This window comes from Psychrobacillus sp. FJAT-21963, assembly GCF_001420585.1.
Lineage (GTDB): Bacteria > Bacillota > Bacilli > Bacillales_A > Planococcaceae > Psychrobacillus.
In genome coordinates this window covers 234,153-248,769 of sequence record NZ_LJIY01000009.1, presented here as the reverse complement: position 1 = coordinate 248,769, position 14,617 = coordinate 234,153, and the positions used below count along the sequence as shown (strand labels likewise).

The 14,617-nt window shown below is 37.0% G+C and carries 15 protein-coding genes and 1 riboswitch; of the genes, 2 read left to right on the top strand and 13 right to left on the bottom strand.

The genetic code is table 11. The features are described from left to right. Nucleotides 1-17: 17 nt before the first annotated feature. The 11 genes from sufC to AN959_RS17755 all read right to left on the bottom strand — a co-directional run bounded on the left by sufC (nt 18) and on the right by AN959_RS17755 (nt 11,830). On the bottom strand, nt 18-797 hold the full coding sequence (sufC, locus tag AN959_RS17805) for a Fe-S cluster assembly ATPase SufC (RefSeq protein ID WP_053588491.1): 780 nt from the start codon (nt 795-797) through the stop codon (nt 18-20). A 723-nt stretch (nt 798-1,520) separates the two neighbouring features. Next, nucleotides 1,521-2,327, bottom strand: a complete 807-nt coding sequence (locus tag AN959_RS17800; protein WP_056832759.1) for a MetQ/NlpA family ABC transporter substrate-binding protein — start codon at nt 2,325-2,327, stop codon at nt 1,521-1,523. Between the two features lie 64 nt (nt 2,328-2,391). Beyond that, on the bottom strand, nt 2,392-3,060 hold the full coding sequence (locus AN959_RS17795; protein WP_053588489.1) for a methionine ABC transporter permease: 669 nt from the start codon (nt 3,058-3,060) through the stop codon (nt 2,392-2,394). Next, entirely contained in the window at nt 3,053-4,078 is a 1,026-nt protein-coding gene (locus AN959_RS17790; protein ID WP_056832757.1) for a methionine ABC transporter ATP-binding protein, read from the bottom strand. Before AN959_RS17790 ends, AN959_RS17795 begins: the two co-directional genes overlap by 8 nt. A 105-nt stretch (nt 4,079-4,183) precedes the next feature. Then, a riboswitch (SAM riboswitch) is annotated at nt 4,184-4,293 on the bottom strand. A gap of 37 nt (nt 4,294-4,330) precedes the next feature. After that, nucleotides 4,331-4,651: a thioredoxin family protein gene (locus tag AN959_RS17785; RefSeq protein WP_053592052.1), complete on the bottom strand. Its 321-nt coding sequence runs from the start codon at nt 4,649-4,651 to the stop codon at nt 4,331-4,333. 10 nt (nt 4,652-4,661) lie between these two features. Further along, nucleotides 4,662-5,012 carry a toprim domain-containing protein gene (locus tag AN959_RS17780; protein WP_056832755.1) on the bottom strand — a complete coding sequence of 117 codons (351 nt, stop codon included), beginning with the start codon at nt 5,010-5,012 and terminating at the stop codon, nt 4,662-4,664. Between the two features lie 77 nt (nt 5,013-5,089). Continuing rightward, nucleotides 5,090-5,470, bottom strand: coding sequence for a glycine cleavage system protein GcvH (gene gcvH, locus AN959_RS17775; RefSeq protein ID WP_053588486.1), 381 nt, complete (start codon nt 5,468-5,470; stop codon nt 5,090-5,092). A gap of 72 nt (nt 5,471-5,542) precedes the next feature. After that, nucleotides 5,543-5,905, bottom strand: a complete 363-nt coding sequence (locus AN959_RS17770; protein ID WP_053592051.1) for an arsenate reductase family protein — start codon at nt 5,903-5,905, stop codon at nt 5,543-5,545. 564 nt (nt 5,906-6,469) lie between these two features. Continuing rightward, nucleotides 6,470-8,251, bottom strand: a complete 1,782-nt coding sequence (locus AN959_RS17765) for an acyl-CoA dehydrogenase family protein (RefSeq protein ID WP_056832753.1) — start codon at nt 8,249-8,251, stop codon at nt 6,470-6,472. A 35-nt stretch (nt 8,252-8,286) separates the two neighbouring features. Continuing rightward, nucleotides 8,287-9,462, bottom strand: coding sequence for an acetyl-CoA C-acetyltransferase (locus AN959_RS17760; RefSeq protein ID WP_056832751.1), 1,176 nt, complete (start codon nt 9,460-9,462; stop codon nt 8,287-8,289). A gap of 28 nt (nt 9,463-9,490) precedes the next feature. Further along, nucleotides 9,491-11,830 carry a 3-hydroxyacyl-CoA dehydrogenase/enoyl-CoA hydratase family protein gene (locus tag AN959_RS17755; RefSeq protein WP_253278944.1) on the bottom strand — a complete coding sequence of 780 codons (2,340 nt, stop codon included), beginning with the start codon at nt 11,828-11,830 and terminating at the stop codon, nt 9,491-9,493. 295 nt (nt 11,831-12,125) lie between these two features. Between AN959_RS17755 and AN959_RS17750 the strand changes: the two genes are divergently transcribed. Both AN959_RS17750 and AN959_RS17745 read left to right on the top strand, forming a co-directional pair. Next, on the top strand, nt 12,126-12,443 hold the full coding sequence (locus AN959_RS17750; protein WP_053588481.1) for a thioredoxin family protein: 318 nt from the start codon (nt 12,126-12,128) through the stop codon (nt 12,441-12,443). Nucleotides 12,444-12,605: 162 nt separating this feature from the next. After that, nucleotides 12,606-13,082 (top strand): hypothetical protein, encoded by a 477-nt coding sequence (locus AN959_RS17745; protein WP_056832748.1) that lies wholly within the window; start codon nt 12,606-12,608, stop codon nt 13,080-13,082. Between the two features lie 36 nt (nt 13,083-13,118). Here AN959_RS17745 and AN959_RS17740 read toward each other — a convergent pair whose 3' ends face one another. Continuing rightward, on the bottom strand, nt 13,119-13,997 hold the full coding sequence (locus tag AN959_RS17740) for a GNAT family N-acetyltransferase (RefSeq protein WP_056832746.1): 879 nt from the start codon (nt 13,995-13,997) through the stop codon (nt 13,119-13,121). 1 nt (nt 13,998) lies between these two features. After that, nucleotides 13,999-14,613 carry a TetR/AcrR family transcriptional regulator gene (locus AN959_RS17735; RefSeq protein ID WP_172794404.1) on the bottom strand — a complete coding sequence of 205 codons (615 nt, stop codon included), beginning with the start codon at nt 14,611-14,613 and terminating at the stop codon, nt 13,999-14,001. Between the last annotated feature and the right edge of the window lie 4 nt (nt 14,614-14,617).

The following is a 14,617-nucleotide window of genomic DNA, read 5'->3' as shown; positions in this document are numbered from 1 at the left end:
CTGATTCGTCCCCTTTCTTATGCTTCTTGTCCAACTGTCTCGTCTTCAATTCCTAACTCTTCTTTAATCCAGTCATATCCTTGTGCTTCAAGTTTTTGTGCAAGCTCAGGACCACCAGATTTCACTACACGACCTTGCATCATAACATGTACATGGTCAGGAGTAATGTAGTTAAGAAGACGTTGGTAGTGAGTGATCACTAGACTTCCGAAACCTTCTCCACGCATCTCGTTAATTCCTTTTGAAACAACTTTAAGTGCATCGATATCTAGACCAGAGTCAATCTCATCTAAGATAGCAAATTTTGGTTTTAACATCATTAATTGAAGAATTTCATTACGTTTTTTCTCCCCACCAGAGAATCCTTCATTTAAATAACGTTGAGCCATATCTAAATCCATTTCTAAAAATTCCATTTTGCTGTCCAATTCACGAATGAATTTCATTAATGAAATTTCATCGCCTTCTTCACGACGTGAATTGATAGCAGAACGTAAGAAATCGGCATTAGTTACTCCAGTAATTTCACTTGGATATTGCATAGCTAAAAACAAACCAGCTTGAGCACGCTCGTCTACTTCCATTTCTAATACATCTTCCCCGTCCAATTCAATTGAACCTGAAGTTACTTCATATTTTGGATGGCCCATAATAGCAGATGCTAAAGTAGACTTACCAGTACCGTTTGGACCCATAACTGCGTGAATTTCGTTTGTATTAATAGTTAAATTAACACCCTTTAATATCTCTTTACCGTCTATAGCAACGTGTAAATCCTTAATTACTAAAGTTGACATGTAATAACCTCCATTAAGTAACTTCGAATGGTTTACCATTCTAATTTATTATCATTCTAATCTTAACCCAAAGTCTATTGCCATGCAAATCTTTTGAAATACTTTCTCTTTAGGTTTATAAAACTATTGTATTTCTTGTATTTTACTTTCTTATCTATGCAAATTCATACAAAGTACTATTCTTTGCTAATTTTCAATAAGCTGCTCCAAATGAGAATGGATTTCACTATGAATATAGTGTTTAACCCAAAAAATCCATGGAGAATAAGTTTCTCCATGGATTTTTATTATCTTTTATTAACCTCGAAAAGATTGAGCATCAATTTTCGCGACTAGTTGGACACTTTTCTCATGATCTCGCTGTCTACGTTGTTCAACCATCAGTCGTAAATCCTGACTATTTCGTAATTCGGTATATCCGAAACCGTGAACTCCTCTAAACGCGTGGTCCATTTGTTCTGTGTAGGGCAACTCTTCTAAATTGATAATGAATCATTCCTTTCGATTTTTTAAAACTTACAATACTTACATACCCATGATAACATACCTTCAAACATTTTTTTCTTCAGAAAACTTATTTACTATTATTGCCAGTGCTCCATCACAAGGATTTATACGGTCACGAAACCCTTCTATGCGGTCAGAAATAACTTTTCATATTTACAAATGATTTCTCTACAATAAAAAAGCAGACACTTAAAGTGCCTGCTACGTTCTAAATTATTATTTTACTGGAACTACAGATCCGCCCCACTCTTCAACGATGAAATCTTGGATTTCTTTAGAGTGTAAAACGTCTACTAGAGCTTTGATTTCTTTTTTATCTTCATCGCCAGCTTTAACTGCAATGATGTTTACATATGGTGATTCAGAGTCTTCAATAGCAATAGAATCTTCCATTGGGTTAAGTCCAGCGTCTAATGCATAGTTTGAATTGATTAGTACTGCATCGCCTTCTTCATTTTCATACAGTTGCACTAATAATGCAGCTTCATAGTTAGCGTCAAATTCAAGATTTTTTGGATTCTCTACAATATCCGTTAATTCAGCTGCTGTTTTATCAACACCTTCAGCTAATTTGATTAAACCTTGAGCCTCTAACATTGCTAATACACGACCATGGTCTGCAACAGAGTTACTCATTAAGATCGTTGCACCTTCTGGTAATTCTTCAATAGAACCATATTTTTTAGAATATAAACCGATTGGCTCAATATGGATTCCACCTGCATTTTCAAAATCGTATCCAAATTCTTCTTTTTGTCCTTCAAAATAAGGGATGTGTTGGAAGAAGTTAGCATCCAAGTCTCCTGAATCTAAATCTTGGTTTGGTAAAACATAGTCTTGGTAAGTTTCGATAGTAAGTTCAATACCTTGTTCTTCTAATAATGGTTTAGCTTGTTCTAATATCTCAGCATGAGGAACGTTTGAAGCTCCTACTACTAATTTACTATCTTCTTCTTCTCCACCACAAGCAGCTAGTGTTAATGCACTAACGGATAATAATGCTCCTGCTAAAAACTTTTTCATCTAATTTCTCTCCTTCTCTAATTCCCCAATTTTATATGTGATCGAGTTATCTCGTTAACACCAGTTATCTCTTGTCTATCTTTGTTGTTATCGCGTCGCCAATCCATTGAATAATAAATACTACAATGAGTATTAAAATGGTTGCAACAAGCGTTACATCTTCTCTACTGCGTTGGAACCCATCTAAGAATGCTAACGTACCTAAGCCGCCTGCACCAATAATTCCCGCCATTGCCGTATATCCAACTAGTGATATACAAGTAACTGTAATACCAGAGACTAATGCTGGCATCGATTCTGGTAATAAAACCTTCCATATAATAGTAGAAGTTTTAGCCCCCATCGATTTAGCTGCTTCAAGCACACCTTTATCTATTTCTCTTAATCCAATTAAAACCATTCGTGCATAAAATGGAGCAGCTCCAATAACAAGAGCTGGAAACGCAGCATTTGGTCCACGAATAGTACCTAAAAGTAATTTCGTAAATGGAATAAGCAATATGATTAAAATAATAAATGGTATCGATCGAAAGATATTAGTAAATGCTCCCGTCAACCAATTTGTTAGTTTATTGGCCCATGCTTGATGCGGACTTGTTAAAAACAAAAGTAATCCTAGTGCAAGACCAAATACAAATGTTAATAAAGTAGAAACTGCAGTCATATAAAGAGTTTCCATTGTCGCTTCCCACATTTTTGGCCAATCAACATTTGGAAATAAAGTATTAATCATTGTTGATCACCTCTGTGTGTACTTTTTGTTCGTGAATAAATAGAATTGCTTTATCGATTGCCGATGCATCACCGTCAATCTGAAGAATCAATGTTCCATAAGCTCCACTTTTCGTATGTGTAATATTTCCTTGAACTATATTCAATTCCAAATCAAATTGTTTAATGAGTCTAGATAGAATTGGCTGTTCCGTTTGGTCTCCAACAAAAACAAGCTTGATGAGTTTGCCATTTGGATATAGTTCTTGTAAATTTTGAATCGTCTGCTGAGATTGATTATTTTCAGAAACTTGCGTAACAAATCTCTTTGTTATGGGCTGTTGGGGATTTTGGAAAACTTCCAGCACGTCCCCTTCCTCTACCACATGTCCGTTCTCCATTACTGCTACTCGATTACAAATCTTTTGAATAACCTGCATTTCATGCGTAATTAGTACAATGGTCAAACCTAATCTTTCGTTAATACTAATCAGTAAATCTAATATGGAATCCGTTGTTTCTGGGTCAAGTGCAGATGTAGCTTCATCACAAAGCAACACTTCTGGGCGGTTTGCTAATGCTCGAGCAATTCCTACCCGTTGCTTTTGGCCACCGGATAATTGAGAAGGATAATAATCTCCTCGGCCTTCTAAACCTACTAACTCAATCAATTCTTTTACACGAGTAGCTCTTTGTTCTTTAGGTACTCCTGCGATTTCCAAAGGAAAAGCTATGTTTTCTGCAACAGTTCTTGACCACAAAAGATTGAAATGCTGAAAAATCATGCTTACTTTATGTCTTACTTGTCGAAGCTTACCTTCTGAAATTGATGTAATTTCTTTATCATTTACAACAATTTGTCCTGAAGTCGGCTTTTCTAATCCATTCAACAATCTGATTAAAGTACTTTTTCCTGCACCACTATATCCAATAATTCCAAAAATCTCACCTTGCTTAATTGTAAGATTTACATTGTCAACAGCTACAATGGTACCTTGCTTCGTACTAAACTTTTTTGAAATATCTTTCAAGCTAATCACGTAAATCTTCCCTCCTGTATAGATAGTACTATTACTATCAAAAAACCCCTTCTGCAAAAGAGCAGAAGGGGTGTATGTTATCATTCAAAATAACAGTCATCCATTCTCTCATTTTCCAAAGCATTTTTTACGCTTTGAGTGATTTGGCACCATTTCATTTACATGACGGTTGCTGGGTTTCATCGGGCACTTCCCTCCACCTCTCTTAATAAGAGCGACACTATTCAATTGTTATCAATAAATCGAATTCTATCATGATAATTCGGTGTCGTCAACACTTTTTATAACATCTAAAAGATAAGGAATTGATTGGAAAGCATAAACCTTTTTATAAACAATTCCTTCTTTTGCAATTAAAAGACATGGCACACTTTCAATTTCATAATCCATCGCTAAATCTTTCATATAATTTATATTTGCCTGTCCAACTGGAAACTGTACAATTTCTTTAAGTACCTTCATCATTTTAGAGGCAACTTGGCATGTCCCACACATTGGGGTGTAAATATATAAAAGAGAAAGACTAGGAGCATTTTTAGCTTGCTCCCATTCCTCTCGAGACCATTCATTCACAAACATCATCCTATGTTAAAAATTCTTTTTTCACCTTAATCTTAGCACGTTGTAAGATAGAAGCCAAAACATCAAGCGGGGTATTTGCAACTTCACCATATACAGGATTCGTATATAGATGAATTGCTTCTGGATATACCTTTCTAACTACCGATCGTATTTGTTCTCCTGATTTATCGGAGTCTAAAAAAGCATATATGGGCAATTCTTCTAAAGGACTTAAGATTTCTTCTAATTTAACATTAGAAATAGTGCCATTCGTACAAACAATTTCAGTTGCTTCAGCAAGAATGGTTAAAAGTTTCAGTTTATCTGATCTACCTTCAACAAGAATTACTTTTTCACTAAATACCTTAGCCATCAGCTTCTCTCCCAGCACATTATATATACTAGTATATGAAAAAGCGCCAGTAAATAACCGGCGCCTTTTTAAATCCATTATTCTTGAATTAACTCTTCGTATTGTTCTGCAGATAATAGTGCATCCACTTCTGCTACGTCAGAAGGCTCAACTACGATCATCCATGCATTTTCATACGGAGATTCGTTTACATATTCAGGGCTGTCTTCTAAATCAGCGTTTACTTCTACTACTTTACCGCTGATCGGAGCATACAGTTCAGAAACAGTTTTAACTGATTCTACACTTCCGAAAGGATCTCCAGCTTTAATATCGTCTCCTACTTGTGGAAGCTCGACAAACACGATATCCCCAAGTTCTGATTGTGCAAAATGTGTAATTCCAATACGTACTTTACCGTCTTCTGTTTTTACCCATTCATGCTCTTCTGAGTATTTTAATTCTTTAGGTGTGCTCATGTTATACCCCTCTCAAAAAAATATACATTCCTCTATAATATTCACACATTTCAATTGTAAAAACAAGCAACTTTATATGCTTTTCCAAATATGTTCAAACTCTTCTTCTTTAAAACCTAGCGTCAAATGCTCTCCATCATATACAATTGGTCGCTTAATAAGCATTCCATCTGAAACGAGCGTTTCGATTTGTTCTTTTTCTGTCATATTTGGAAGCTTGTCCTTCAATTGCATTTCTCGATATTTAGTACCACTTGTATTAAAGAGCTTCTTTATATCTGTATTTGTATTTACTAATATCTCTTTTATCATTTCTTTTGATGGTGGGTTTTCCACTATATGATTATCCTCAAATTCCACTTGATGATCTTTCAGCCACTTACTTGCCTTTCTACACGTGCTACATTTGGGATAACCAAAAAATTGAATCGTCATTAAAATCACCTTTTTCTTCTTATCATATACAATACTATTGCACAAAAGCAATGTTCTTGTGTAACGAAAAGAATCCAGTTTTACAACTAATGTTAGCATTTTTCCAACTAAACGAATGTTTATTCCAACTAAAGCTTCAGTATTTCCAACTAAACAGAAAAACCTGTTCATCAAGTGAAATGCCAACCACTCGGACGTGCGCTTGCCGCACGCTACGCATGAGCCACCGCAGGATGAGTCGTTCGTTTCACTCACTCCCACATCCTTATGCGGAGTCTCATTCTTCGCGCTCATGCGGCGTGTAAGGCGCACATCCTGATGACCCCTGCGGATATAGGGTTTGGAGAAGCGTCCGCTCGACTCCTGCGGGAAAGCGAGACAGACGAGACCCTGCAGGAGCGTAGCGACGAAGCGGCTTGTCGCTCGCCCGCGGAAAGCGAGCGGTAAGCTTCGGAAAATCTGATCTACCCCCCTAAATAATAGACAAAGGCAGTTGGAATAAGCTATTCCAACTGCCTTATATTCAATCTGAGCCGATTTTTTATGCTTGGCTCTTTCATTTAATTAAACAACAAATTTTTCAGCCTCAATTAACTTAACAGAAGCTTCACGTTTCTTCGCAATCACATTATACGGAGTATAGCGAGTTAGTTTACGAAGTGCAGATATCATCATTCGTAAGTTATCTCCCTCAACAGATGCAATTAGTGTTTCTTTTGCTGCTTTTTCGATTTCATCAAATGCTTCTTGGCAGAAGATTTGTGTATAAAGTAATTTTTGATTTGCTTTTTCTACTCCACCACGGTCGATTGCTTTTTCCGTACGAAGTACCGCTGATTCCATTGCAAATATGTTGTTAGCAATGTTTGCAATATTAACTAACACTTCTTGCTCTGCTTCAAGTTTTGTACCAAAGCGTTGAGCAGCAAGACCTGCAGCTAGTAAACCAATTTTCTTCGCATTTGCTACCAATACTTTTTCTTGTGCTAGTGGCGCGTCACTCACTTCTTCTGGCATCATCATGAGTAACTCTTCTTGTAAACTTTGTGCTTTTTGAAGTAGCGGAAGCTCACCTTTCATCGCTTTCTTCAAAAATGTACCAGGAACGATTAGTCGGTTAATTTCATTTGTACCCTCGAAAATACGGTTAATACGAGAGTCACGATAAATACGCTCTACTTCGTATTCTTGCATAAAGCCATATCCACCATGTAACTGAACAGCTTCATCAACGATATAATCGAGAACTTCTGAACCTACTACTTTATTAATAGAACATTCGATGGCATATTCCGCGATAGAAGCAGCAATCGCTTTCCCATCTTTTTGTTCTGCTTCACTTAATTGCCCCATACGTTCTTCAAAGTAACCAACAGTTCTGTATATCAAGCTTTCTGTTGCATACAACTTAGAAGCCATTGTAGCAAGTTTTTGCTTTGTTAAATTAAAGGAAGAAATAGGTGTTTTGAATTGCTGACGTTGATTGGAATAAGAAATTGCAAGCTCTAAAGCACGTTTAGATCCACCAACTGTACCTACCCCTAATTTGTAACGACCGATATTTAAAATATTGAAAGCAATTACATGCCCGCGTCCGATTTCACCTAATAAGTTTTCTACAGGCACCTCTGCATCTTGTAAAATAAGAGTACGAGTAGACGAAGATTTAATACCCATTTTCTTTTCTTCTGCTCCCACTGAAACGCCTGGGAAAGTTTTTTCTACGATAAATGCTGTGAATTTATCTCCATCCACTTTCGCATAAACAACAAATACATCTGCAAAACCAGCATTCGTGATCCATTGTTTTTCACCATTTAAAATATAGTGAGTTCCTTCTGCATTCAATTTTGCAGTAGTTTTTGCTCCTAAAGCATCAGAACCTGAACCTGGCTCAGTCAGTGCATAAGCGGAGATTTTGTCTCCAGATGCAGAGTTTGGTAGATACTTTTGCTTTTGCTCTTCATTACCAAATAAAACGATTGGTAATGTCCCAATTCCAACATGTGCTCCGTGGGTGATGGAGAAACCACCTGCAACCGAAATCTTTTCTGCAATTAATGCAGAAGAAATCTTATCTAATCCTAATCCGCCATATTCTTCTGGAATATCAGCAGCAAGTAACCCTAAATCACCTGCTTCTTTCAATAATCGTACAGAATGCTCGAATTCATGGTGTTCAAGATTCTCTACAACTGGTAACACTTGATTTTTTACATATTCTTCAGCTGTTTTTGCAATCATTTTTTGTTCATCGGTAAAGTCCTCTGGTGTAAATACTCGACTTGCCTCTAAATCTTCTACTAAAAAGCCTCCGCCTTTAATCACATCTTTAACTTCTGTCATGTTAAATCTCCCCTTTTGTTTGATAAGTTGATAGCTTATAAAAGTTCAAATACTCCAGCTGCTCCCATTCCCCCACCGATACACATCGTAACGACTCCGAACTGCTTTCCTTGACGTCTTAGTTCACTCATCATTTTTAAAGTCAAAATTGTACCAGTAGCCCCAAGCGGATGTCCGAGTGCAATTGCTCCACCATTCACATTCACTTTATCTACGTCGATTCCTAGATGACGAACTACTTGAAGAGATTGAGAAGCAAATGCTTCATTAATTTCCCAAATATCAATATCCTCCACAGATAAACCTGCTAGCTTTAATGCTTTTGGCACTGCTACAATTGGTCCGATTCCCATTACTTCTGGTGGAACACCGCCAACAGCGAATGAACGGAATTTCGCAAGAGGTTTTAATCCTTGTGCTTCTGCCACTTCACGGTCCATAACTAGAACTGCACCTGCACCATCAGATGTTTGAGAAGCATTTCCTGCTGTCACAGAACCACGAACATTAAATGCTGGACGTAATTTTGCAAGGGTTTCAACCGTTGTTCCTTCTCTAACACCTTCATCCATTTCAAATAAAAACTTCTTCACTTGAGCTTTATTGTTTTCATCAATATAATGCTTAACTACTTCGACAGGAACGATATCATCATTAAATTTACCAGTTGCAATTGCAGCTGCTGCACGTTCATGTGAACGAACTGCAAAAGCATCTTGATCTTCACGACTCACACCATATTTGTTTGCTACTTGCTCAGCAGTGTGGCCCATTCCCATATAATATTGTGGAGCTGTTTCTGCTAAACGTGCATTTGGACGAATCGTATTTCCCATCATTGGAACCATACTCATTGACTCTACCCCTCCGGCAATAATTGCTTCAGAGTGACCTAGCATGATACGTTCTGCTGCATAAGCAATGGATTGTAAACCAGACGAACAGAACCGATTTACTGTAATAGCCGGCGTTGTATCTGGAAGACCTGCTAGTGCACCAATATTTCTTGCAACATTCATTCCTTGCTCTGCTTCAGGCATTGCACAGCCTAAAATTAAATCATCTATTGGACCATCATATCCGCCTGCTCTATTCAATGTTTCCTTCACAACTAAAGCTCCAAAATCATCTGGACGAACAGTTGCTAATGACCCTTTTTTCGCTTTTCCGACGGGTGTTCTTGCACCTGCTACGATAACTGCTTCACGCATGAGTTCTCCTCCTTTTACCTAACGCAGTCTAGTTGCGTAATGGTTTGCCTTTCACTAACATATGTTGCATTCTTGCTTGAGATTTTGGATCTGCAACTAAACTTAAGAAAGCTTCACGCTCTAAGTTCAATAGATATTGCTCATCCACTAAAGTACCGTATGGAACCTCTCCGCCAGCGATGACGTATGCAAGCTTTTTCGCAATTTTCATGTCATGCTCACTGATATATCCGGATAAGAACATACCTTCAGCACCTAATAATAGAGCTGCATATCCAGGAGAACCTGAAACAGGTACCTGTTCTCTAATTGGGGCTTTATATCCAGCGTCTGCCAACGCTAGTGCTGCTTGCTTCGCATCGTAGATTAAATGATCAGGGTTAACACTAATCCCATCTGCAAAACTCAAGAAGTTGTTTTCACGAGCTTCTTCCCCAGAAGTCGATACTTTCGCCATTGCAATCGTTTCAAACACCTTGCTAGCAACATTTAGGTAATCAATTTGAACACCATTAGGAACACCTCTTAAGTGTTTAAGGTAAAGCTCTTTGTTGCCCCCACCTCCAGGGATTAATCCTACTCCAGCTTCTACAAGACCCATATAAGTTTCAGAAGATGCTTGAATATGTGCCGCTGGTAAAGTAGCTTCCGCACCTCCGCCAAGTGTCATTCCAAATGGAGCAACTACAACTGGCTTTGTAGAGTATTTGATTTTCATCATCGCGTTTTGGAATTGACGAACAACGAAGTCCAATTCAAAAATATTATCGTCCTGTGCTTCCATAAGAATCATTCCAAGGTTTGCACCTACACTGAAGTTTTTACCTTGGTTACCTATTACAAGCCCTTTGAAGTTTTTCTCTACTTCATCTATTGCAAAGTTTATCATTTGAAGAATATCTAAGCCGATTGAATTGGATTTTGAGTGAAATTCAAGTAGAGCAATTCCGTCTCCTAAGTCTATTAAGCTAGCTCCTGAATTCGACTTGATCACACCATGTTTTTTCTTATAGCTTTTAAGATTAATCACCTTATCACTTAAAGGAACTGCTTTGTATTCTGTTCCATCGAAGTAGAATAGATCGCCATTGTCTTCTTTATAGAAGGATTCCAAACCTTTGTCTAATAAAGATTGAACGAATGAAGGAATGTCATGACCTTCTGCTTTCATTTTCTCAACGGAATCCTTCACACCTATTGCATCCCATATTTCAAAAGGTCCTTGCTGCCAGCCGAATCCCCATTTCATCGCATCGTCAATCGATACGATATCGTCTGCAATTTCCCCATGTAGCTGAGCAGAGTATATAAGTGTTGGACTTAAGATACTCCATAAAAGCTCCCCAGTACGGTCTTTTGCATATGTTAACGTTTTCACTTTTGCCGCTAAGCCTTTTTGTTGCTTCGCCATTTCCATTGAAGGAGTTTTTAGCTTTTTCATCGCTTCATATTCAAGTGTCTCTGGGTTTAACTCTTTAATTTCTTTTCCTTCTTTTAAGAAGAAACCTTGACCTGTTTTAGCCCCAAGCCATTTATTTTCAAGCATTTTTTGCATAAATACTGGTATTTCAAATACCTTTTGTTCTTCTCCTGTTGTTTGGTCATATACATTTTTAGCAACATGTGCAAACGTATCAAGTCCAACAACGTCCAGTGTACGGAAAGTGGCGGATTTTGGACGACCAATCAGAGGACCAGTTACTGAATCTACTTCTCCGACAGAATATCCACGTGCTTGCATCTCCCGTAGTGAAACAAGTAATCCGTATGTTCCAATTCGATTTGCAATAAAGTTAGGAGTGTCTTTAGCTAAAACGACTCCTTTACCTAGAATGTCTTCGCCAAATTGCTTCATGAAATCCACTACTTCTGTATCCGTAGTTTTTGCTGGAATTACTTCTAATAATTTTAAATAGCGAGGCGGATTGAAAAAATGTGTTCCTAAGAAATGTTTTCCAAAATCTTCCGAACGCCCATCAACCATCGCATTTATGCTTATACCTGAAGTGTTGGAACTAACGATTGTTCCCGTTTTGCGTACTGCATCTATTTTTTCATATAAGTTCTTTTTCACTTCTAAATTTTCAACAACTACTTCAATAATCCAGTCAACATCTTTTAATTTTTCTAAATCATCTTCTAAGTTGCCAGCAGTTATTAACTGTAGGTTTTTTGTAGAAGTAAGTGGAGCTGGTTTTTGTTTTAAAAGTTTTTGTAATGCTGTTTGAGCAAAACGATTCCGAACTGCAGGATGCTCCAAAGACCATCCTTTTGCTTCTTCCTCTTTATTTACTTCGTTCGGAACGATATCTAATAATAATGTAGGAACGCCAATATTGGCTAGGTGAGCAGCTATTCCAGATCCCATTACCCCCGAACCTAAAACAGCAGCCTTTTTGATTTGATATGTCACGTGCAAAGCCTCCCCTTCGTCTTGAATGAATGCTCATTCATTTTATAGATAAAAAAAATAGAAGCAATTTCTATATCTATTAGTTTAGAACAATATTTAAATTTTCGCAATAATAAAATGATGTGTTTAGAGCAATTTTCTTTCTAGTCATTCCGAAACAGTGTACACTATTTAAGAAAAGTGTATGACGCTAATTTTAAAGAGCCTATTGCCCTTTAAGAAGACAAAAAACTCGTCGGAGGTATATATTATGAATAAAATTACAACAGCAGAACAATTCAATGAAATTATTTCTGGAGACAATGAAGTACTAGTAAAATTCGAAGCTGGTTGGTGCCCTGATTGCCGTCGTATGGAAATGTTCATAGACCCAATCGTGGAAAAGTACAATCAATATACTTGGTATGAAGTGAACCGAGACGAACTTCCTGAAATTGCTGAAAAATATGAAGTAATGGGTATTCCAAGTCTACTTATTTATCAAAATGGAGAGAAAAAAGCACACTTACATAGTGCAAATGCAAAATCTCCTGAGCAAGTAACTGAATTTTTAGATGCACAAAACTAATAAACATTTAGCCCTTTCGAGTTCTAACTCCTAAGGGCTTTTTAATGTTTAGTTGTTATTCTTAGAAAAATTAATACATTTCTATTTAACTATCCTTTTTTCTGTATTAATTTGATTAATCCCATCGTTATTCGTATAATGGAAAAAAGTAGAGGTGTCGGTATGTCACAAGAGGTAGAAATCCAACAATTAAAAGATAAAATTGCATATTACGAACAAATAATCCAAACAATGTCTACACCTATTATTCCATCTATTGTTCCTAAAACGATCATGATACCAATTGTTGGGTATATGTTTCCGGAACGTTTCGTTAATATTGAAACACAAACCCTCATGTATATTGGAGAAAATAGAGACATTGAAAATGTTGTTTTTGATTTCACAGGAGTTAGATTAGAAGATGTGGAATCATTTGACTACAATGACCTTGCAATTTCGATTTCTCGGTTAAATAGTTCTCTACGACTTATGGGTGTTCGTGCCATTTATGTAGGCTTCAATCCTAGATTCATTCGAGAAATAGTTCACGCAAGCATTCATGTGGAAATCGAAACATATAAAAGCTTCCGCGTAGCCTTGAATCGACTCTTAAGCGAAACAAACCAAACAATAGCTTCTATTTATGAAGTGAAGTAAAACAGCAACTATAGAAATTATAGCTGCTGTTTTTGCTTATATAATATTTTTAACCATAAAAACTTGTGATATCTCTGTATTTTTGAACCCATTCTTTTGTAAGAAAGAAATCGTCTTATGATTCATATCCAATAAATTATAAGTTGTTCTTTTAAGTGGTTGTTTAAAGTCAAGCCCCTCCTGCAATACTAAGTGGAGTGCTCGCTCCCCTTCCTCACTTTCTTTTTTCATAACCGTTTGAAATAATGTAACACCTTCTGGTTCAGATCCATATTGTTGTTTTTTTCTTATAAGGCAAGCTGCATATATTTCACCATTTTTTGTTGCAATGACAGCCTCTCCCCCTATTTTAGGAGTTATGGAAGGATCCACCTGCCATGGTACTCGCGTAGGAAAAATATGACCGTGTGCGGCTTGTAATGCAGGAATTCGTTTAATAGTAAATTCATTCACTAAATCTTCCTTATAAGGAAGCTCGCCTTCTGATTCCAAAAAGTGTAGTGTGTCGATTACTTCATAGCCGACATTTTCATACAACTTTATCGCAGGTTTATTTACAGACAACGCTTCTAAAGTAGCTACAGACACATTTTGTTGTTTTAGTAAATCAAGCGCTTTTTCCATCAGAACAGTCCCATGTTTTTTCCCTCTATATGAAGGAATGATTCCTGTTCCACCATTCCATGCTATTTTTTGACCATCTACCTCTCTTATCCCCTGTAATACAAAACCTATTGGTTGATCTGCATCGTACATTACAATGGATAGTTCTGGAGAGAGACCTTCATTTCCCATACGGATCACAAAATCATCAAGTGACATCTTCATCGGTATAAAATAACCTTCAAATCCATTAATAAAAAGTTCATGCGCTTGCTTAAAAGATAAATTTTCCATTGTTTTAAACGTAATCATTCTAAGCTCCCCTTTGTAGAAATGCTATATACATCTCTTTTGACGTACTCACAATTTGCAAATAAGAAAAGGAAGGTAAGACTGATGCATGTAAAAGCATGCCATCAATCATACTCCAAAATAGTTTAGCCGCGTGTAATGCATTGAGTTCTCTTGAAACCTCTCCGCTATTTTGACCTTCTATTAAAATAGTACGGATAAGGTCATAAAAAATTTCACTATGTCTCTCGTATTTCATTCGTTCTACTTCTCTACTTCCAGCAATCCAGTGCTCTAATTGGTTTCTTACACTATTTAATTTTGGTTCTTTCAACCACTCGTTGGATGTGTATAAATCGAAGAGCATCTCCATCTTTTCTATGGAGGAATGAACATGTGAGAACTTATCTGCTAAAACAGAAATAGTCTGTTCTACCTGCTGTTGAAGCATATGATCGTATACTTCCTCCTTACTTTTGAAGTAATGATAAATTGCACCTTTACTCATCCCAGAAGCTTTCACTAAATCATCCATCGTCGTAGAGTAAAAACCATTTTCACCAAAAACAGTTGCTGCAGCCTGAATTATTTCCTTTTTCTTCTCTTCCTTGTATTCTTCCGATACTTTTGGTGTCAAAGTG

Coding starts and splice junctions, on each gene's coding strand:
- sufC (WP_053588491.1), bottom strand. CDS start 797: ATGTCAACTTTAGTAATTAAGGATTTACACGTTGCTATAGACGGTAAA.
- AN959_RS17800 (WP_056832759.1), bottom strand. CDS start 2,327: ATGAAAAAGTTTTTAGCAGGAGCATTATTATCCGTTAGTGCATTAACA.
- AN959_RS17795 (WP_053588489.1), bottom strand. CDS start 3,060: ATGATTAATACTTTATTTCCAAATGTTGATTGGCCAAAAATGTGGGAA.
- AN959_RS17780 (WP_056832755.1), bottom strand. CDS start 5,012: ATGGCTAAGGTATTTAGTGAAAAAGTAATTCTTGTTGAAGGTAGATCA.
- gcvH (WP_053588486.1), bottom strand. CDS start 5,470: ATGAGCACACCTAAAGAATTAAAATACTCAGAAGAGCATGAATGGGTA.
- AN959_RS17770 (WP_053592051.1), bottom strand. CDS start 5,905: ATGACGATTCAATTTTTTGGTTATCCCAAATGTAGCACGTGTAGAAAG.
- AN959_RS17765 (WP_056832753.1), bottom strand. CDS start 8,251: ATGACAGAAGTTAAAGATGTGATTAAAGGCGGAGGCTTTTTAGTAGAA.
- AN959_RS17760 (WP_056832751.1), bottom strand. CDS start 9,462: ATGCGTGAAGCAGTTATCGTAGCAGGTGCAAGAACACCCGTCGGAAAA.
- AN959_RS17755 (WP_253278944.1), bottom strand. CDS start 11,830: ATGGGATCTGGAATAGCTGCTCACCTAGCCAATATTGGCGTTCCTACA.
- AN959_RS17750 (WP_053588481.1), top strand. CDS start 12,126: ATGAATAAAATTACAACAGCAGAACAATTCAATGAAATTATTTCTGGA.
- AN959_RS17745 (WP_056832748.1), top strand. CDS start 12,606: ATGTCACAAGAGGTAGAAATCCAACAATTAAAAGATAAAATTGCATAT.
- AN959_RS17740 (WP_056832746.1), bottom strand. CDS start 13,997: ATGATTACGTTTAAAACAATGGAAAATTTATCTTTTAAGCAAGCGCAT.